Source organism: Streptomyces chattanoogensis, assembly GCF_001294335.1.
Taxonomy (GTDB): Bacteria; Actinomycetota; Actinomycetes; order Streptomycetales; family Streptomycetaceae; genus Streptomyces; species Streptomyces chattanoogensis.
Genome location: NZ_LGKG01000001.1, coordinates 197,379 through 216,124, shown reverse-complemented (window position 1 = coordinate 216,124; position 18,746 = coordinate 197,379). Strand labels below are relative to the sequence as shown.

Genomic DNA, 18,746 nt, shown 5'->3' with positions numbered 1-18,746 from the left:
TCGCCCCGCGGGGGTCTCCACCTGCGGTTGTCCGGTAGACGAAGCGCCCTGCGGCGCCCCGCGCGATGCGCCCTACGGAGCGTCCGCGCCGATCGTCTGGATCCGCTCCGCGGGCGTACGGCCCTGCAGCGCCTTGCCCACCGCGCTCGCCACCGCCCTGACGTCGACCGGCTTCTTGGCGCCGCTGCCGGTGGTGATCACCACACCGTTGAAGGTGTCGCCGTAGAGCTGCTCGAGCGCCGCCAGGTCGTACTTCAGCGTCAGCTGACCCTCGGCGTCGGCCCTGAAGGACAGGAACTTCGGGATCGACTTCTGCGGGCTGAAGGAGACCTGGTGGCCGTTCGCACGGACCGTCACCAGGCCCGACATCGCGGGCTCGGCGTACAGCTTCATGGCCTTGTCCACCGCGGCCTTGCCGACCTTGGGCTGCTGGGTGGCAGCGGCCAGCGCCACGGGGGTGTCGGTGCCGTTCGAGACGCGGTCCTTGTAGGCGTCGGCGACCTTGGTCCTGGACGTCGCGGTGTCGACCGACTTGTACGGCACGCCGTAGTGCGGCACGGCCTTGCCGTTCTCGAAGGTGATCCCGCCCTCCTTGGACGCGGCCGCGGAACCGGCCAGATTCTGCAGCGCGACCTGCAGCTTCTCGTCGTCGACGAGCATCGCCGGTTTGGCGACCCGGGTGCCGCCGAACAGCGAGCCGATGACGGAGACCGGGTTGTAGTCCCGGCCGGCCGCGTTGCGGACCGTCTCCTGGAGGTCGATGCCCAGGCCTGCGGTGGCGGGCCGGAGGGTGGCGGTCCGGCCGCCGACGGAGAGCTTGAGCGGCGCGGTACGCCGGTCCCCCAGCTCCTTCTCCAGCTTCTTGACGGCGTCGTCCTTGGTCAGTCCGCCGATGTCGACCCCGAGCGCGGTGGTGCCGTTGGGCACATCGGCGTGGTCGAGCAGCAGACCGGCGCCGTAGGCGACACCGACCAGGGCCACGATGCCGACGCCCGCCAGGACGATCTTGCTGCGGCCCTTCTTGGGCGGGTTGATCGGCTCGGGGATCTTGCGGCGGGGCGCCGGGGTGGCGCCGTCGTCGCCGTCGGAGCGCCCGGCCGTGCCGGAGGCGAAGGGCGAGGGGGCCGACGGGCCGTCGGAGGTCGTCGGGATGCCGCTGACCAGGGTGTCGCCGGACACCCGGCCGCCGGGCGCGGACCTGCCGTCCGCGCCCACGGCACCGGGCACGCCACCCTTGCGGCCGCCCTTGCCGGTGGCGCCGGGCGGCGCGGCGGCCGCGCCGCCGGGCAGCCCGCCCGAGATGCCTCCGGTGACGCCGAGGCCGCGGCCCGGCCCGGCCAGCGGGGGCGCCGGGGGCTGCGGGGTGAGCTCGGCGGTGTCGTCGGGGCGGCCGGGCGTGCCGCCCGCCTCGGGGTCGCTGAAGCCGGGCGGGAGGTTGAGGGCGCTGTCGCCGCGCGCGGGGCCGGTGGTCGGGCCGCTCGGGCCCGCGGGCGTACCGCCCGTACCGCTCATCGGGGAGTCGAAGGGGCTGTGCTCACGCGCGGGCCCGTCGAACGGCGATCCGCCGGGCGCACCGCCGTCGAACGGGGAGCCGTCGAAGGGCGAACCGCCCTTCGGCACACCCGTGTCGAACGGCGATGCCGCCTGCTGTGCCCCGGTGTCGAACGGTGAACCGCCGCCCGGTGCACCGCCCTGCGGCCCCTGGCCGTCGGAGAAATAGGGCAGATCGGGACGCTGCGGGGGCGTTGCGCCGGAGGGACCGCGCGGCGGTGTCGTACCGGAGGGGGCGGGCGGCGCCGGGTGCGAACCGGTGGTCGACGACCCGCCGCCGGGGCCCGACTGCGGCTTGCGCGGGGCGAACCAGTCGCTGGTCTTCTCGGCGGGGCCGCCGGCGGGCGGCGCGTCCGCCGAGGCCTCGGGCCGCGGGGTGTTCCCCGTCCGCTCACCGCTGCGCTCGGCGCCGCGTGCGGGACCGGGTGTGCCCCGGGAACCGGCGGACGGGCCGGCTGCGGCCGATGCGTTCATGCCGGACTCCTCGCCGACAGGCTTGCGCACGACGACCGGCGGGATGGGGCGGGACCCCGGAATGTTGATCTTGATCCGCGTCGTCAGTGTGGTCTCGGTCTTCGGCTCCTCAGGCTGGACCGCGGCCTCGTCGGCGCCTCCCCCGGGCGAGCCGTACGGCTGCGTGCCCGAGGGGTACGCGGCTCCGCCACGGCCCTGGGGGCCGGAGGACGAACTGTCAGATTCACGACTCAAAGCAGGTTCTCCCGGTTGGCTCCGCCGCTCGTCAGAGATGATCCCCGGCCGCAGGCCAGGAGGTGCCCCCAGGGCGGCGCGGCGGCGCGCACCACCATACTGGCCGCCGCCGACGGACACCCGAAGAGCGTACGAACACCGCTGGCATGGGCGAACCCCCGGAACCCGAATCGTTCACCGGGGGACGCGCGGCTTCCGTCCTGGTATGGACCACGTCATCCGCCAACTCGGCCGTGCGGTACGCCCGCAGCGCGCCGCTGGGCGACGGTGGCGCAGATCACAGCGGCCACGATGCCGCCCGCCAGGAAGAGGTACGAACTGGTCCCGGCACCGAACAGAAAGTCACCTTCCGGCCGGACCTGGCTGAGCAGCACGAAGACGGCCAGCAGCCAGCCCGCGCCCGGGATCAGGGCACCGGCCAGGGTGCCGGTCGCGGTGGCACCCCCGTAGAAGAGGCCGCCGGTCCCGGCCAGCGCCAGCAGCAACCCGCCGGGGAACCAGGCCGCTTGGACGAGCGTCCCGGCGAGCGCGACCAGCACCCCCGCGATCAGCAGCAGCAGATACAGGCCCACCCGGCCCGGCGTCACCGGCGCGGACATCCCGTTGACGGCGGGGCGTCCGGGCGAGGGGCCGGCGCCGGAGGGGTTGCCGCCGCCGGCCCGCGAGCGGCGGGGGCCGCCGGTTCCGTTGGCGCCGTTGCCGGCGGCGCCGCTCTTTCCGGTGCTCATTCCGCCGCCTCCTCCATCCGGACGCTGCCGTCCTTGTCCCCGCGTGCCTCACTCACGCCGGTTGCACCGCTTGCCGCGCTTGCGGCAGTTCCGTCGATTCCGGCGAAAAGGTCGTCCTCGCGCCCGCCTTCCCCGGCCGCCGCCTCGCCGTGCACCAGCAGATAGTGCTCCCTGCCGAACAGCGGCTGCCCCAAGTCGTTGGAGAGCGCGAAGAACGGCCCGTCGACCGCGATCTGGGTGTAGTGGGCGCGCATCGCGGCGGTCTTGGCGGCCGTATGGACCGGGCCGCCGTTGACGGTTGCCGTGACCTCCGCGTCGGGCACCACGCCCGGGACGTCGTCCACGGAGGCGATCCCGGGGAAGCTGACGCCGGCCGCGGTCAGCCGCGCGAAGCCCTCCTCGACGTCCGAGCGGGCGTTGCAGTTCCAGTAGATCTTCTCGATTGCATACGCCGGGCCCAGGTCGGGCCGGAAGTCCGCCTGCCCGGCGAGCTCCGCGCCGCGCATCGCGACGCGGTGCGCCTGGATGTGGTCGGGGTGGCCGTATCCGCCGTTCGGGTCATAGGTCACCAGGACCTGGGGGCGGACCTCACGGATGACGGCCACCAGGTGGGCGGCCGCCTCGTCGAGATCGGCCCGCCAGAAGGCGTGCGGCCGGTCGTTCTGGGGCGCGCCCATCATCCCGGAGTCGCGGTAGCGGCCGGCGCCGCCGAGGAAGCGGTGGTCGGTGACGCCCAGGGCCGCCATGGCGGCCGCCAGCTCGCCGACCCGGTGCGCGCCCAGCGTGTCGTCGCGGTCGGGCGCGAGATGGGCCAGCTCGGCCGGGATGACCTCGCCTTCTTCGCCGAGCGTGCAGGTCACCAGCGTGACCAGGGCGCCCTCGGCCGCGTACTTGGCCATGGTCACGCCATTGTTGATCGACTCGTCGTCCGGGTGCGCGTGCACCAGCAGCAGACGGCGGGCGGGAAGAAGGCTCATGCGGACAGCCTACGAGTCGTCCACCGCGCCTTCATCACACGATCCCGGTGCCTGTCCATACACCCGATCGGAGTACGGACAGTCGGTGGCGCTTTTCACGGCGGCCCCGGTGGGACCGGAAGCGGCGCCGGGTCCGGACCGGAGCCGAGCCGGAAACGGACCGGCCCGGCTCGCGCTTCAGAACTTGATGTTGCCGAGCATGCTGGCAACGTTCGTCGTCAGCTGCTTGACCGTCGGGGCGATGGACGAGCTGGCCAGATAGAAGCCCAGCAGCATGCAGACAAACGCATGCGCGGCCTTCAGCCCGGACTTCTTGACAAGCAAGAAGACGATGATCGCCAGCAGCACCACCGCCGAAATCGAGAGTGCCACGGCGGCTCACCTCCAAGTACGCACGGACCGGACAGGGTTGGTGGCGCACGGACCGCCTCGACGGCCCGCACACCGGGGTATGCCATGGGCTCTTTACCCCGTACCCACTACGCGCAAGGGATCATAACTTTCCGTCCGAGCGCATAAGTCGGTGCACAGGAGCAGAGGAGGGGCGCACACGATCTTCACGAGTGCGACCACGATGAGTCCGCGCCCCTCTAGGCTCGGCCCATGACGACCGGACAGCCCTCTTTCCCCCGGCAGCATGCCCGTACACAGCGCTTCACACTGGGCGCTCCGCGCGGCTACTCCCTTTCGCCCGACGGCGCCCGCGTCGTCTTTCTCCGCTCCGCCTCGGGCACCGACCGCGCCCAGCGGCTGTGGGTCCTCGACCTGGACGAGGGACGGGAGTTCACCGCCGCCGACCCTATGACGCTGCTCGCCGGTGCGCACGAGGAACTCTCCCCGCAGGAGCGGGCCCGCCGCGAGCGTACCCGGGAGGGCTCGGCGGGCATCGTCGACTACGCGGTGGACGCGGCAGTGGAGTTGGCGGCATTCACCCTCTCGGGACGGCTCTTCGTTTCCGAACTGCGAGCCGGCACCACGCGTGAACTCCCGGCCCCGGGACCGGTGGTGGACCCCCGCCCGTCACCCGACGGGCGGCATGTGGCGTTCGTGGCCGAGGGCCGGCTGCGGGTGACCGCGGTGGAGGGGGGTGGTGCGGACCAGGTGCTCGCCGAGCCCGACGGCCCCGAAGTCACCTGGGGCCTGGCGGAGTTCATCGCCGCCGAGGAGATGGGACGCCACCGGGGCTTCTGGTGGTCCCCGGAGAGCGACCGGGTGCTGGCCGCGCGGGTCGACAACTCCCCGGTGCGGCGCTGGTGGATCGCCGACCCCGCGCATCCCGACCGCGAGCCCGCGCCGATCGCCTACCCGGCGGCGGGCACCGCCAACGCCGCGGTGACCCTGGCGCTGCTCGGCCTGGACGGCTCCCGTACGGACGTCACCTGGGACCATGAGCGCTACCCCTACCTGGCGCGCGTCCACTGGTCCGCGGCCGGACCGCCGCTGCTGCTGGTGCAGTCCCGCGATCAGCGCGACCAGCGCTATCTGACCGTCGACACCGCAACCGGCGCGACCCGTACGGTGCACGACGACGAGGACGAGGTATGGGTCGAGCCGTTCCCGGGGGCGCCCGGCTGGACGCCGGACGGCCGGCTCGTACGGATCGCGGACGAGGGCGGGGCGCGCAGGCTGTTCGTCGGGGACCGCCCGCTGACCGGTGCGCCGCTGCACGTCCGTGCGGTGCTGGACATCGGGGAGGACGATGTCCTCTTCTCCGCGAGCGGCACGGACATGAAGGACATCGGCGTCTATCGCGTCTGGTTCCGCGGAAGCGGTGACCAGGGCGGCTGGGAGCGGGTGGGCGAGCGGCCGTATCCGACGGTGTCCTCCGCGGTGCGCGGCGGGTCGGTGGTGGTGCTCTCCCAGTCGTCGGTGGACCGGCCCGGCGCCCGGGTGGAGGTCGTACGGCTGGCCGCGGACGGCGGCGAGACGACGCTGGCCACGATCGCCTCGTACGCCGAGGAGCCGCTGCTGACCGCCCGGCCCCGCTTCGCGCTCGCCGGTGAGCGGGAGATCCCGTGTGCGGTGCTGCTGCCCACCGGCTATACGGACGCCGACGGCCCGCTGCCGGTGCTGCTCGACCCGTACGGCGGTCCCCACGGGCAGCGGGTGGTTGCCGCGCAGAACGCCTATCTGACGTCCCAGTGGTTCGCCGACCAGGGGTTCGCGGTGCTGGTCGCGGACGGCCGGGGCACCCCGGGCCGGTCCCCCGGCTGGGAGAAGGCGGTGTCGAGGGAGCTTGCCCAGGTCGTCCTGGAGGACCAGGTCGACGCCCTCCAGGCGCTGGCCGGATCCTTTCCCTTCGACCTGGAGCGGGTCGCGATCCGCGGCTGGTCCTTCGGCGGCTATTTGGCGGGGCTGGCGGCGCTGCGCCGCCCGGATGTCTTCCATGCGGCGGTGGTGGGCGCGCCGGTCACCGATCTGCGGCTGTACGACACGCACTACCAGGAGCGGTATCTGGGGCACCCGGACGAGGAACCGGCCGTCTATGCCGCCAATTCGCTGGTCACGGACGAGGGGCTGTCGGGGGCGGTGGAGCCGCACCGGCCGCTGCTGATCGTCCACGGGCTGGCGGACGACAACGTCGTGGTGGCGCATGCGCTGCGGCTGTCCTCGGCGCTGCTCGCGGCGGGCCGTCCGCACGAGGTGCTGCCGCTGTCCGGGGTGACCCATATGACGCCCCAGGAGCAGGTGGCCGAAAATCTGCTGTTGCTGCAGGTGGACTTCCTCAAGCGGTCGCTGCGGATGAGGTGACCGGCGAAGGGTCCGGTGAGAGGTACCGGGTGAAGGGTCCGGCCCCTTACCAGCCGGGCGGGAGCGTGGACGGCGGGGGCGGTGCGTGCTGCGGCCGCTCCGCCTCCGGGGAGGCGCCGTAGCCCTGCGCCCCGTCCTCCTCCGGGCCCCCGTCCGGCACGCCGGGCCGGGCCGCGACGACCAGGGCGGCCAGCCCGGCCACCGCCACCAGGAGTGCGGTGCCGAGTTCGAGCCGGGCCTGTCCGGGCAGTGCGGGGAAGCGGTCCAGCTGCCCGGTGCCCCCGGCGAAGACGAGCACGCCGGCCGCCTGCGCGAACAGCAGCGCCCCGGCCGCCATGGCCGCGGGACGGGCCCAGGACGCCTGCCGCAGCGCCGCGGCGGCGGCCCCCAGGGCCAGCAGGGCGAGCGCCGCCATCTGCCAGTGCAGCGGCGGCTGCAGCAGCGCCCGGAAGACGGAGGCGTCGCCGAGCAGCCCCTTGCGGTAGGTGCCCCAGCCCAGCCGCAGCGACCAGTGGAGCTCCCAGGCGGCGATGGCCAGCCCGGCGGCGCCCAGGAGGAGGCCGAGCGCGACGGCCGGGCCCCGGCGCGGGCGGCCGGGCACCTCGTCGGGATCGTCGTACGGCAGCCGGTGGACCACGCCGTACGCCGTCCGGGTCACCCCGCGCAGCGCCCGGTCCTCGCTTCCGTCCGGCCGGCGGCCCGTGGCGACCACGACGGCCAGGATCACGGCGAGCGCGAGCTGGGCGCCGGCGGTCAGCCGGGCCCGCCCGGTCAGCCCGCTCTCCAGACCCTGCAGCCAGCCCGCGCCCAGCACCCACAGCAGCGGGAGCCGCAGCAGCGCCGTGCCGGCCGCCAGGGCGATCAGCGCGCCCGAGGCCACGGAGGAGGCGGCGCGCAGCGCGGCGGCCGCGGCGCCGAGCGCGCCGAGCACCAGCAGCGGATCGAGGGCCGAGGTGGCCCAGGCGGTGAACTCGGCAGGCCGCTGCGCCTCGCCCAGCCACGCCCACCACACGTCGGCGGGCTGCTCCGCGATGTTGAGGTCCCGGATGATCCAGGCGGTGCTCAGCAGCGCCATCAGTACACAGGCCAGCGCTCCGGTGCCCCGCGCACCGTCGCTGAGACCCCTCTTCTGCCTGGTGGACACGGCCCGCTCCCGTCCGCGTCGATGCGCCTGGTCGTCCTTGGCGCCCGCCGGAGCGCGGGCGTCTACCGCAGGTCTACTGCACCCCCGGGGCCGGGACAACACATACGCGCACGCAGGGCGGCGAACACCGGCGAAACGGTGACCGGCCGGGGCCCACTGGGGGTCTCCGGCCGGTCTACGGCACCCGCACGGCCGTACGTTGTTCATCATTCCGCGTCCGTATATCGGAGTTACTTCAGCGAAGTTGCCGTCTTGTTAAAGCAATTGGCTGGCATATGTCCCCCATGCCGTACATAACGGCGGCGTGTCAAGCACGCCTATGCGTCAATCTGCGCAATCTTCGCTCAAGAAGTAGACGACCGGTACAACAGCGCACCGCACACCCTTGACTACGCCATAAATCACTTGCGAAAGTCGCGCTCATCCAACGGCGCGAATCGGCGCCGCTTCATGTTCCAAGAGAACTCGGCGCGGGGGCACTTCGCGATGACTAGTCCTTCCCAGACCGCGGTGACCAAGACCGACACCCCTGGTCCGGACACCGAAGGCGCGGCCTCGGAGAAGAAAGGCAAGAGCGGTGCACTGACGGGCCGTTCTCCGGGCCAGCTGATGTGGGCCCGCTTCAAGCGTGACCGCACCGGCGTCATCAGCGCCTGCATCGTGCTGTTCTTCTTCGCGATCGGGCTGCTCGCACCGGTCATCTCCAAGCTCTACGGCAAGGACCCCTACACCCGCTACGGGACGCAAACTGAGGGCCTGCTGATCAACAACTACCCTGCCGGCCCCAATGGCGGCATGTCCTCGGACTTCTGGTTCGGCATCGAACCGGAACTGGGCCGCGACGTGTTCATGCAGCTGCTGTACGGCATCCGCAACACCCTGGGCCTGGCTGTGGCGATCACGTTGGTCTCGGTGCTCACCGCGATCGTGCTGGGCGTCGCCGCCGGTTACTTCGGCGGCCGTACCGACTACTTCATCGGCCGTGTCATCGACCTGCTGATGGCGTTCCCCAACCAGCTGTTCTATGTCGCGTTCGTCCCGGTCGTGGGCGCCATCTTCGTCGCTCCCCAGGACGAGATGCCCCTGTGGCTGCGGTCCACGATCCTCATCTTGGTGATGTGGTTCCTGGGCTGGATGAGCCTGGCCCGGCTGTTGCGCGGCCAGGTGCTGTCGCTGCGTGAGCGGGAGTTCATCGAGGCGGCCAAGATCAGCGGCGCCTCTCCGGGGCGGATCATCCGGCGCGAGCTGGTGCCGAACGTGATGACGCCGATCCTGGTCCAGACGACCTACATGCTGCCGAACTTCGTGACCTCCATCGCAGGGCTCTCCTTCCTCGGCGTGGGTCTCGTCGAGCCCACTCCGGACTGGGGCCGGATGTTCGCCAAGGCGGCGGACTACTACCACAACGACATCACGTACTTGTTCTTCCCCGGCGTCGCGATGGTCCTCTTCATCGTCGCGTTCAACCTGCTCGGGGACTCGGTCCGGGACGCCTTCGACCCGAAACGGGCTCGGTGAATCCGTTCCACAGGGGGTGCTGCCACCCCGGTGCCGCATCAGTCAGGCAGCAGCAACGGATCAACGACAGGCAGGTGCATCCATCACCATGAGCAATGTCCGTATGCGCAGAGCGCAGGCCGCGATCGTGGCCCTTACCGCCGGGGCGCTGGCCCTTACCGGGTGCAGCGCCGGTGCCAAGCAGGGCGCGTCCGACGACGACGCCCGCCGCAACGCCGAGAAGCAGCGCGCCCAGATCACCTTCGGCGACGCAGCCGCCTCCAAGGGTCCGGCCGAGCCGGTACCCGGCGCCACCCCGGGCGGCACCATCACGGTCTACCAGCGTGACACCTACGCGCACCTGGACCCGGCGCAGCAGTACGTCTCCGACATGGGCACCCTCTCGACGCTGCTCACCCGCCGGCTGACGACGTACCACCTGGACAACAAGGGCAAGTACACCGTCGTCGGCGACCTCGCCACGGACAGCGGCCAGAAGTCCGACGGCGGCAAGACGTGGACGTACAAGCTCAAGGACGGCATCAAGTTCGAGGACGGCAAGCCGATCACCTCGGACGACATCCGGCACACCGTCGAGCGGACCTTCGCGGACTTCATCTCCAGCGGCCCGACGTACCTCCAGCGCTGGCTGGCCGACTCGACCGACTACCGCAAGATCCTCAAGGGCGGCCCCTACGACGGGAAGCACCTGCCCAAGACCGTCCTGGACACGCCGGACGACAAAACCATCGTCTTCCACTTCAAGAAGCCGGTGGGTGACCTGCCCTACGCCCTGGCGATGGCGGGCTACGGCGCAGTCGAGAAGGCCAAGGACACCAAGGAGAAGTACGACAAGGCCCCGGTCTCCTCGGGCCCGTACAAGATCCAGCCCGGTTCGTTCAAGAACGGCAAGGGCATCACGCTGGTCAAGAACACCCAGTGGGACCCGAAGACCGACATCTCGCGTCACCAGTACGTCGACAAGTTCGACATCCAGTTCAGCGTGTCCTACCCCCAGTCCACCCAGCGACTGATGTCCGACAACGCGGACAACAAGACCGCGGTCAGCTTCAACAACCAGGTGGACGCGGCGAACATGCTGCAGGTCGCCAACGACCCGAAGATCAAGGCCCGTTCGACGTCCGGCTACCAGCCCTATGTCGGCGTGATGAACTTCAACATGCGGCGCCTGAAGGACAAGCGGGTCCGCCAGGCCATCGCCTATGCGATGCCGACGCAGGACATCCTCGATCAGTACGGCACCCCGGGCGGCGGTGAGCTCGCCGGCAGCTACATCAGCCCGACGCTGACCGGCTTCAAGGAGATCGACCCCTACGGCAAGCTCAAGAAGCCGCGGGGTGATGTCGAGAAGGCCAAGAAGATCCTGAAGGCGGCCGGCAAGGTCGGCATGAAGCTGACCTACGCCCACAACACGGCGACCGAGCCCGCGAAGTACTCCGTCGCGGTGGTCGACAACCTCAAGAAGGCCGGCTTCGACGTCCAGAACAAGGACCTGCCGGCGGACACGTACTACGACATCATCGGCAAGACGGACAACCAGTTCGATGTCTACCCCTCGGCGTGGGGCGCGGACTGGCCGAGCTCTCTGACCGTGCTTCCCCCGGTGTACGACGGCCGGCAGATCCAGGACGGCGGCACCAACTACTCGCTGTACAACAGCGCCGAGACCAACAAGGAGATCGACCGGATCTCCCAGGAGACCGACCAGAAGAAGGCCGCGGACGACTGGTTCGCGCTCGGCGAGAAGATCCTCAAGAACGACCTGCCGCAGATCCCGACCTTCTACTACAAGCAGATCCAGCTGCACGGTTCCAAGGTCGGCGGCGTCGTCAACAACGACATCATCTCCTCCGTCGACCCGACCAAGATGTTCGTCAAGAAGTAGCAGCAACCACGTGACCGCGTATCCGTAGCGGTCACCCCGGCACCGGTGTGCCCGTCCCCCAGGACGGGCACACCGTGCCCGCCCCCACCCTCCACACTTCCGCCGCCCCACGAGAGCTGCGATCTGCCATGCTTCGATTCCTCGTCCGCCGGTCTCTCGGCGCGTTCGTGATTCTGCTGCTCATCAGCGCCTTCACGTTCTTCCTCTTCTTCGCCGCCCCAAGGGACCCCGCGCTGCTGGCCTGCGGACGGAACTGCGGCCCTGACGCACTCGCGATCATCCACAAGAACCTGGGGCTCGACCAGCCGGTCCCGGTGCAGTACTGGCACTTCATGTCCGGCATCATCACCGGCCGCGACTTCGCGCAGGGTCCCTGCCCCGCCCCCTGCTTCGGCTACTCCTTCGCCACCAACGACGCGGTGTGGAGCACCATCGTCGACCGCTTCCCGATCACCCTGTCGCTGACCCTCGGCGCCGCCGCGGTCTTCCTGTTCGTGGGCCTGGCCACCGGCATGCTCGCCGCCTGGAAGCAGGGTTCGCTGCTCGACAAGGTCTTCAGCTCGGTCTCGCTGGTGCTCAGCTCGATGCAGATCTATTTCGTCGGCCCCATCGTGCTGGCGCTGCTCGTCTACAACACCAATCTGCTGGGACAGCCGGAATACGTGCCCATCACGGAGGATCCCGCGGGCTGGTTCATGGGTCTGCTGATCCCGTGGTGCGTACTGTCGATCATCTTCACCGCGCAGTACACGCGTATGGCGCGCTCCGCGATGATCGAGCAGCTGCAGGAGGAACACGTCCGCACGGCGCGCGCCAAGGGCATGTCGGCCGCGACGGTCTTCTTCCGCTACGCCTGGCGGGGCTCGCTCATCCCCATCGTCACCATCTTCGGCATCGACCTGGGCACGCTGTTCGGCGGCGCGATGATCACCGAGGTGACGTTCTCCCTGCCGGGCCTGGGCACCCTGTCGATGGAGTCGGTGCTCCACACCGATCTGCCCACGGTCATGGGCGTGATGCTCTTCGCGGCCACGTTCATCGTCCTGTTCAACATCATCGTGGATGCGACGTATGCGCTCATCGACCCGCGCGTGCGCCTGTCCTAGGAGAGTCTGAAGTGACCACATCCCTCACCAAGACCGAGGACGCGGCGGCCCCGGCCGGATCGGACCCCTTCCTCTCCGTCCGTGACCTGCATGTGCGGTTCTCCACCGAGGACGGCATCGTCAAGGCGGTCGACGGCCTCTCCTTCGACCTGGAACGCGGCCAGACGCTGGGCATCGTCGGCGAGTCCGGCTCCGGCAAGTCCGTCACCAACCTCGCCGTCCTGGGCCTGCACAACCCCAAGTCGGCCGAGATCACGGGTGAGATCACGCTGGACGGCCAGGAGCTGACCGGGGCCAGGGAGAAGACCCTGGAAAAGCTCCGCGGCAACAAGATGGCCATGATCTTCCAGGACGCGCTGACCGCGCTCTCGCCGTACTACACGATCGGCCGGCAGATCGCGGAGCCGTTCATCAAGCACACCGGTGCCAGCAAGCGCGAGGGCCGGCAGCGGGCGATCGAGATGCTGACCAAGGTCGGTATCCCGCAGCCGAATCTGCGGGTGGACGACTATCCGCACCAGTTCTCCGGCGGTATGCGCCAGCGCGCCATGATCGCCATGGCGCTGGTCTGCAACCCCGCGCTGCTGATCGCGGACGAGCCGACCACCGCACTCGACGTGACCGTGCAGGCGCAGATCCTGGACCTGCTCAAGGACCTCCAGCAGGAGTTCGGCTCCGCGATCATCCTGATCACCCATGACCTGGGCGTGGTCGCCAACACCGCGGACGACCTGCTGGTGATGTACGCCGGCCGGGCGGTGGAGCGCGGCTCGGTCAAGGACATCCTCACCCGGCCCCAGCACCCGTACACCTGGGGCCTGCTGAGCTCGATGCCGCGGCTCTCCTCCGACGTCAACGAGGCGCTGTACCCGATCCCGGGCGCCCCGCCGAGCCTGCTCGACCCGCCCACCGGCTGCGCCTTCAACCCGCGCTGCGGCTTCGTCGACCAGGTCAGCGGGGCGCGCTGCACCGACGACCGGCCGCCGCTGGCGCTCGGCCGCGCCGCCGCGTGCCATCTGACCGCCGAGCAGAAGCAGACCTTCTTCACTGAGCAGATCAAGCCCCGGCTGGGCTAGGGAGCCATCACCATGACCGACAACGTCACCCTCCCCACGCCGAGCGACACCGCGCCCGCCCTGGGCGAGCCGCTGCTCACCGCCGAGGGGCTGACCAAGCACTTCCCCATTTACGGCGGCTTCCCGTTCAAGCGGAAGGTCGGCGCGGTCCAGGCCGTCGACGGCCTGGACCTGACCGTGCACGCCGGCGAGAGCTTCGGCCTGGTCGGCGAGTCGGGCTGCGGCAAGTCCACCACCGGGCGGCTGCTCACCCGGCTGATGGAGCCCACCGCCGGCAAGATCACCTACGCGGGCCGGGACATCACCCACGCCGGCCGCAAGGAGCTGGCGCCGGTCCGCTCCGAGATCCAGATGATCTTCCAGGACCCGTATGCCTCGCTGAACCCGCGGCAGACGGTCGGCACCATCATCGGCGGCCCGATGGAGATCAACGGGATCAATCCGCCCGGCGGCCGGGAGAAGCGGATCCGCGAGCTCCTGGAGACCGTGGGTCTCAACCCCGAGCACTACAACCGCTTCCCGCACGAATTCTCCGGCGGCCAGCGCCAGCGCATCGGCGTCGCCCGCGCCCTGGCCCTGGAGCCGAAGCTGATCGTCGCCGACGAACCGGTCTCGGCGCTGGACGTCTCCATCCAGGCGCAGGTCGTCAACCTGCTCCAGCAGCTCCAGCGCGAGCTGGGCATCGCGTTCCTGTTCATCGCCCACGACCTGGCGATCGTGCGGCACTTCAGCGAGCGGGTCGCGGTGATGTACCTCGGCAAGATCGTCGAGGTGGGCACCCGTGACGAGATCTACCACCGGCCGCGGCACCCGTACACGCACGCCCTGCTCTCCGCCGTCCCCGAGGCCACGCTGGTGGAGGACGAGAGCGAGGGCCGCGAGCGCATCCGGCTCGCCGGCGACGTCCCCTCCCCCGTCAACCCGCCCTCGGGCTGCCGTTTCCGCACCCGGTGCTGGAAGGCCCAGGACAAGTGCGCGACCGAGGAGCCGCCACTGGTCCGGCTCTCGGGGAACGAGGCGGGGCATCTGACGGCTTGCCACTTCCCCGAGGAGCCGACAACTGCGGCGCGCGGGGAGGACATCGTCCTGGACCCGGCGCTGGCGGCGATCGAGGAGGGGACCGCCGGCTCCGACGAGGAGTCGGCCGGCGGCAAGAGCCTCTGACATCCGGGTTCACCTGGGGGTGTCCGGCCTTGCGGGCCGGGCACCCCCACTGCGCTGCCGGGACGCCCGGCTAGTCGCTCGGCACCACATGCCGCTCCTCCGCGAAATGGCAGGCGGAGGCGTGCCGAGCCGGGCTCTCGGTGTCCTGGAATTCCGCGGGCACCTCCAGCGGCGGAACGACCTCCGCGCACAGCGGCTGGGCCTTCCAGCACCGGGTGCGGAAACGGCAGCCGGACGGGGGATCGGCGGGTGAGGGGACGTCACCGGCCAGCAGGATGCGTTCCCGGTGTTCGCGGGCCTCCGGGTCCGGGACCGGTACGGCGGAGAGCAGCGCCTGGGTGTACGGATGCGTGGGGTGATCGTAGATCTGCTCGTCCGTACCGATCTCGGCGAGCCGGCCCAGGTACATCACCGCGACCCGGTCGGAGATATGCCGTACGACCGAGAGATCGTGCGCGATGAAGACATAGGAGAGGTCGAATTCGTCCTGCAGGCCCTCCAGCAGGTTGACCACCTGCGCCTGGACGGACACGTCCAGCGCGGAGACCGGTTCGTCGGCGACGATGATCTCCGGCCGGAGCGCGAGCCCGCGGGCGATGCCGATGCGCTGCCGCTGGCCGCCGGAGAACTGATGCGGATAGCGGTTGATGTATTCCGGGTTGAGCCCCACCACGTCCAGGAGTTCCTGCACCCTCTTGCGGCGGTCTCCCTTGGGGGCCACCTCGGGGTGGATCTCGTACGGCTCGCCGACGATGTCCCCGACCGTCATCCGGGGATTGAGGGAGGTGTAGGGGTCCTGGAACACCATCTGGATGTTGCGCCGTACGGATTTCATCGCGCGCCCGGAGAGCGTGGCGATGTCCTGTCCCTGGTAGCGGATCTGACCGGACGTCGGCCGTTCCAGCCCCACCAGCATCTTGGCCAGCGTGGACTTCCCGCACCCCGACTCCCCGACGATGCCGAGCGTTTCGCCCTTGCGCAGGTCGAACGAGACCCCGTCGACGGCCTTCACCGCGCCGACCTGCTTCTTGAAGAGCACCCCCTGGGTGAGCGGATAGTGCTTGACCAGGTCCCGGATCTCGAGAATCGGCTCGCCGAGCGCCGCCTGGCCGGGCTGGGGGCGCTGGGGGTCCTGAACGGCCTGGGGTCCGTCAGCGTGCGCCATCGAGGGTCTCCTTCCAGAAGTGGCAGGCGCTGGTCCGGCCGGGGCCCACGTCGTAGAGCGGCGGGGGATCCGTACGGCAGACGTCCCGGGCGAGCGGGCAGCGCGGGTGGAAGGGGCAGCCCGGCGGGATGGCGGCCGGATTGGGCGGCAGGCCCTTGATCGCGTACAGCTCCTGGCCCTTGTGGTCGAGGCGCGGGATGGATTCCAGCAGGCCGCGGGTGTACGGGTGCGCGGGCGCCTTGTAGAGATGGTGGACCGGTGCGGTCTCCACGATCCGTCCCGCGTACATCACCGCGATGGTGTCGGCGACATCCGCGACCACCCCCAGATCATGGGTGATCAGGATCAGCCCCATGTGGTACTCGCGCTGGAGCTCCGCGAGCAGATCCATCACCTGGGCCTGGACGGTGACGTCGAGGGCCGTGGTCGGCTCGTCGGCGATGATCAGGTCGGGGGCGAGGGCCAGCGCCATCGCGATCATGATGCGCTGGCGCATTCCGCCGGAGAACTGGTGCGGATAGTCCCCCACCCGCTGCCGGGCCGCGGGGATCCCGACCCGCTCCATCAGCTCGACGGCCCGCTCCCGCGCCTCCTTGCGGGAGGTCCCCTCATGGACGCGGAACATCTCCCCCAGCTGGGCCCCGACGCTGAGCACCGGGTTCAGGGAGGACAGCGCGTCCTGGAAGATCATCGCCATCTTCGCGCCGCGCACCTTGCGCCGTTCGTCCTTGCCCAGCTTGAGCAGATCGCGGCCCTGGAAGACGACCTCGCCGCCGGTGACGAACCCCGGAGGCGAGTCGAGAATGCCCATGACGGCCTGCGCGGTGACGGACTTCCCGGAGCCGGACTCCCCCAGCACCGCCAGCGTCTGCCCCGCCGCCACCCGGTAGCTGACGCCGTTGACGGCCTGGGCGACGCCGTCCCGGGTACGGAACTCCACCCGCAGATCGCGCACCTCGAGCAATGTCGCGTCCTCGCCGGGACCGGTCGTCTGCCCACTCATCTGCCCGCTCCTCAGCGCAACTTGGGGTCGAGGGCGTCGCGTACCGCGTCGCCGAGCATGATGAACGCCAGCACCGTGATGCTCAGCGCGCCCGCGGGCCACAGCAGCATGTGCGGGGCGTTACGGATGTAGGTGGAGGCCGCGGAGATGTCGATGCCCCAGGAGACGGTCGGCGGCTTCAGGCCCGCGCCCAGAAAGGACAGCGTCGCCTCCAGGGCGATGAAGGTGCCCAGGGCGATGGTTGCGACGACGATGACCGGGGCGACGGCGTTCGGCGTGATGTGCCGCAGCAGCAGCCGGCCGTTGCCGGCGCCCAGGGCCCGGGCCGCCTGGACGTAGTCGTTCTGTTTGGCGGTGACCACGGAGCCGCGGGCGATCCGGGAGATCTGCGGCCAGCCCAGCAGCACGATGAAGCCGACCACCGGCCAGACGGTGCTGCTGGTGATGACGGAGAGGAAGACGAGCCCGCCGAGGATCACCGGAATGCCGAAGAAAATATCCGCGAGCCGCGACAGCCCGGTGTCCCACCAGCGGCCGAAGAACCCGGCCAGCCCGCCCAGCAGACTCCCCAGGAGCGCCGCACCGGCTGTGGCGCAGACGCCGACGGTGATGGAGGCGCGGGCCCCGTAGACCACCCGCGTGTAGACGTCCCGGCCCTGGGTGTCGAAGCCGAAGGGGTGGCCGGGCGCGGCGCCCTGCTGCGCCTTGGCCAGGTCCCCGCGGTAGGGGTTGCCGGTGGCGATCAACTGCGGCCAGATCGCGATGAGCACCAGGAAGACGATGACCAGCGCGGAGAGCACGAAGACGGGGTTACGGCGCAGATCGTGCCAGGCGTCGCTCCACAGACTGCGCGGTTTGCCGGTGGGCTCGCCGCCGGGCGGGCCGGCTCCCGGGACCCGTTCCAGCGATTCGGCCTCGCCGATGGCCAGCGCGGCGGAGCCGCCGTCGCCGTGCCCGATGGCTTCCTTCGCCGCATAGGCCTCGTACGGTTTGGCGGCCTCGAACGGCTCGTAGGGCTCAGGCATAACGGATCCTCGGGTCGAGGACGGCATACAGCAGATCCACGAGAAGGTTGGCGACCAGGAAGACCAGCACCAGAATCGTCACAAAGCCGACCACCGTCGGCGAATTCTGCCGCAGGATTCCCTGGTAGAGCTGGAATCCCACACCGTGGATATTGAAGATGCGCTCGGTGACGATGGCGCCGCCCATCAGCGCCCCGATATCGGTGCCGATGAAGGTGACGACCGGGATCAGCGAATTGCGCAGCAGATGACGGGTGACGACGCGGTGCCGGGGCAGCCCCTTGGCGATGGCCGTGCGGACGTAATCGGCACGCGCGTTCTCCGCGATCGAGGTCCGGGTCAGCCGGGTGACATAGGCGAGCGAGACGAGCGCCAGCACCAGCCCCGGCAGCAGGAGTTCGTTCAGCGGGGCGTCGGTGGAGACGGTGGGCGCCGCCCAGCCCCACTGCACCCCGAAAAGAAACTGCAGCACATAGCCGCTGACGAAGGTGGGGATCGAGACCACGACCAGGGTGAGGAGCAGGACCGAGGTGTCCACGCTCCGCCCGCGCCGCAGTCCGCTGAACACCCCCAGCACCACCCCCACGATCATCTCGATGACAATGGCGACGATCGTCAGCCGGACCGTCACCGGGAAGGCGTCCGCCATCAGTTCGGTCACCGACTGGCCGTTGAACGCGGTGCCGAAATTCCCCTGGAAGATCTGCCCCATGTAGTGCAGATACTGCTTCCACAGCGGCTGGTCGAGAAAGAGATCGTGGCGGATCTGGGCGGCGGTGGCGGGGTCCGGCGCCCGGTCGCCGAACAGTGCGGCGACCGGGTCGCCGAGTGCGTACACCATGAAGAAGATCAGGAACGTGCTGCCGATGAACACCGGGATCATCTGGAGCAGCCGCCGGATCACATAGCGTCCCATGAGCGGGCCTCCGGAGCCTCACACCACCT

General features: G+C 70.2%; 15 protein-coding genes. 6 read left to right on the top strand and 9 right to left on the bottom strand.

The features are described from left to right. Window positions 1-72 precede the first annotated feature (72 nt). The 4 genes from ADL29_RS00920 to ADL29_RS00905 all read right to left on the bottom strand — a co-directional run bounded on the left by ADL29_RS00920 (window position 73) and on the right by ADL29_RS00905 (window position 4,336). Window positions 73-2,259, bottom strand: a complete 2,187-nt coding sequence (locus tag ADL29_RS00920) for a hypothetical protein (RefSeq protein WP_053921888.1) — start codon at window positions 2,257-2,259, stop codon at window positions 73-75. Between the two features lie 215 nt (window positions 2,260-2,474). Then, window positions 2,475-2,987, bottom strand: a complete 513-nt coding sequence (locus tag ADL29_RS00915) for a DUF6113 family protein (protein ID WP_053921887.1) — start codon at window positions 2,985-2,987, stop codon at window positions 2,475-2,477. Continuing rightward, window positions 2,984-3,964: an N-acetyl-1-D-myo-inositol-2-amino-2-deoxy-alpha-D-glucopyranoside deacetylase gene (gene mshB / locus ADL29_RS00910; protein WP_053921886.1), complete on the bottom strand. Its 981-nt coding sequence runs from the start codon at window positions 3,962-3,964 to the stop codon at window positions 2,984-2,986. The genes ADL29_RS00915 and mshB overlap by 4 nt, the downstream gene beginning before the upstream one ends. A gap of 177 nt (window positions 3,965-4,141) precedes the next feature. Beyond that, a complete protein-coding gene (locus ADL29_RS00905; protein ID WP_046926170.1) occupies window positions 4,142-4,336 on the bottom strand; it encodes a hypothetical protein in 195 nt (64 codons plus the stop codon). Window positions 4,337-4,567: 231 nt separating this feature from the next. On the opposite strand from ADL29_RS00905, the gene ADL29_RS00900 reads away from it, so the two are divergent. Continuing rightward, window positions 4,568-6,715: a S9 family peptidase gene (locus ADL29_RS00900; RefSeq protein ID WP_053921885.1), complete on the top strand. Its 2,148-nt coding sequence runs from the start codon at window positions 4,568-4,570 to the stop codon at window positions 6,713-6,715. Between the two features lie 46 nt (window positions 6,716-6,761). On the opposite strand, the gene ADL29_RS00895 is transcribed toward ADL29_RS00900, so the two are convergent. Beyond that, window positions 6,762-7,859, bottom strand: a complete 1,098-nt coding sequence (locus tag ADL29_RS00895) for a hypothetical protein (protein ID WP_245689090.1) — start codon at window positions 7,857-7,859, stop codon at window positions 6,762-6,764. Between the two features lie 486 nt (window positions 7,860-8,345). Between ADL29_RS00895 and ADL29_RS00890 the strand changes: the two genes are divergently transcribed. From ADL29_RS00890 to ADL29_RS00870, 5 genes are all read left to right on the top strand, one after another. After that, complete coding sequence (locus tag ADL29_RS00890) at window positions 8,346-9,377, top strand: ABC transporter permease (protein ID WP_053922210.1); 1,032 nt, start codon at window positions 8,346-8,348, stop codon at window positions 9,375-9,377. A gap of 88 nt (window positions 9,378-9,465) precedes the next feature. Next, window positions 9,466-11,262 carry an ABC transporter substrate-binding protein gene (locus ADL29_RS00885; RefSeq protein WP_078970637.1) on the top strand — a complete coding sequence of 599 codons (1,797 nt, stop codon included), beginning with the start codon at window positions 9,466-9,468 and terminating at the stop codon, window positions 11,260-11,262. 128 nt (window positions 11,263-11,390) lie between these two features. Beyond that, a complete protein-coding gene (locus ADL29_RS00880; RefSeq protein ID WP_053921883.1) occupies window positions 11,391-12,368 on the top strand; it encodes an ABC transporter permease in 978 nt (325 codons plus the stop codon). Between the two features lie 11 nt (window positions 12,369-12,379). Continuing rightward, window positions 12,380-13,444: an ABC transporter ATP-binding protein gene (locus tag ADL29_RS00875; protein ID WP_053921882.1), complete on the top strand. Its 1,065-nt coding sequence runs from the start codon at window positions 12,380-12,382 to the stop codon at window positions 13,442-13,444. Between the two features lie 12 nt (window positions 13,445-13,456). Continuing rightward, window positions 13,457-14,608: an ABC transporter ATP-binding protein gene (locus ADL29_RS00870; RefSeq protein WP_046926176.1), complete on the top strand. Its 1,152-nt coding sequence runs from the start codon at window positions 13,457-13,459 to the stop codon at window positions 14,606-14,608. Window positions 14,609-14,678: 70 nt separating this feature from the next. Here ADL29_RS00870 and ADL29_RS00865 read toward each other — a convergent pair whose 3' ends face one another. From ADL29_RS00865 to ADL29_RS00850, 4 genes are read right to left on the bottom strand one after another with little or no spacing between them, the layout of a single operon-like run. Next, window positions 14,679-15,773, bottom strand: a complete 1,095-nt coding sequence (locus tag ADL29_RS00865; RefSeq protein WP_053921881.1) for an ABC transporter ATP-binding protein — start codon at window positions 15,771-15,773, stop codon at window positions 14,679-14,681. After that, on the bottom strand, window positions 15,760-16,776 hold the full coding sequence (locus ADL29_RS00860) for an ABC transporter ATP-binding protein (RefSeq protein ID WP_053921880.1): 1,017 nt from the start codon (window positions 16,774-16,776) through the stop codon (window positions 15,760-15,762). The genes ADL29_RS00865 and ADL29_RS00860 overlap by 14 nt, the downstream gene beginning before the upstream one ends. Window positions 16,777-16,787: 11 nt before the next feature. After that, a complete protein-coding gene (locus tag ADL29_RS00855) occupies window positions 16,788-17,801 on the bottom strand; it encodes an ABC transporter permease (protein ID WP_046926178.1) in 1,014 nt (337 codons plus the stop codon). Continuing rightward, window positions 17,794-18,717 (bottom strand): ABC transporter permease, encoded by a 924-nt coding sequence (locus ADL29_RS00850; RefSeq protein WP_046926179.1) that lies wholly within the window; start codon window positions 18,715-18,717, stop codon window positions 17,794-17,796. The genes ADL29_RS00855 and ADL29_RS00850 overlap by 8 nt, the downstream gene beginning before the upstream one ends. Between the last annotated feature and the right edge of the window lie 29 nt (window positions 18,718-18,746).

Coding starts and splice junctions, on each gene's coding strand:
- ADL29_RS00860 (WP_053921880.1), bottom strand. CDS start 16,776: ATGAGTGGGCAGACGACCGGTCCCGGCGAGGACGCGACATTGCTCGAG.
- ADL29_RS00865 (WP_053921881.1), bottom strand. CDS start 15,773: ATGGCGCACGCTGACGGACCCCAGGCCGTTCAGGACCCCCAGCGCCCC.
- ADL29_RS00855 (WP_046926178.1), bottom strand. CDS start 17,801: ATGCCTGAGCCCTACGAGCCGTTCGAGGCCGCCAAACCGTACGAGGCC.
- ADL29_RS00885 (WP_078970637.1), top strand. CDS start 9,466: ATGAGCAATGTCCGTATGCGCAGAGCGCAGGCCGCGATCGTGGCCCTT.
- ADL29_RS00880 (WP_053921883.1), top strand. CDS start 11,391: ATGCTTCGATTCCTCGTCCGCCGGTCTCTCGGCGCGTTCGTGATTCTG.
- ADL29_RS00915 (WP_053921887.1), bottom strand. CDS start 2,987: ATGAGCACCGGAAAGAGCGGCGCCGCCGGCAACGGCGCCAACGGAACC.
- ADL29_RS00890 (WP_053922210.1), top strand. CDS start 8,346: ATGACTAGTCCTTCCCAGACCGCGGTGACCAAGACCGACACCCCTGGT.
- mshB (WP_053921886.1), bottom strand. CDS start 3,964: ATGAGCCTTCTTCCCGCCCGCCGTCTGCTGCTGGTGCACGCGCACCCG.
- ADL29_RS00850 (WP_046926179.1), bottom strand. CDS start 18,717: ATGGGACGCTATGTGATCCGGCGGCTGCTCCAGATGATCCCGGTGTTC.
- ADL29_RS00900 (WP_053921885.1), top strand. CDS start 4,568: ATGACGACCGGACAGCCCTCTTTCCCCCGGCAGCATGCCCGTACACAG.
- ADL29_RS00870 (WP_046926176.1), top strand. CDS start 13,457: ATGACCGACAACGTCACCCTCCCCACGCCGAGCGACACCGCGCCCGCC.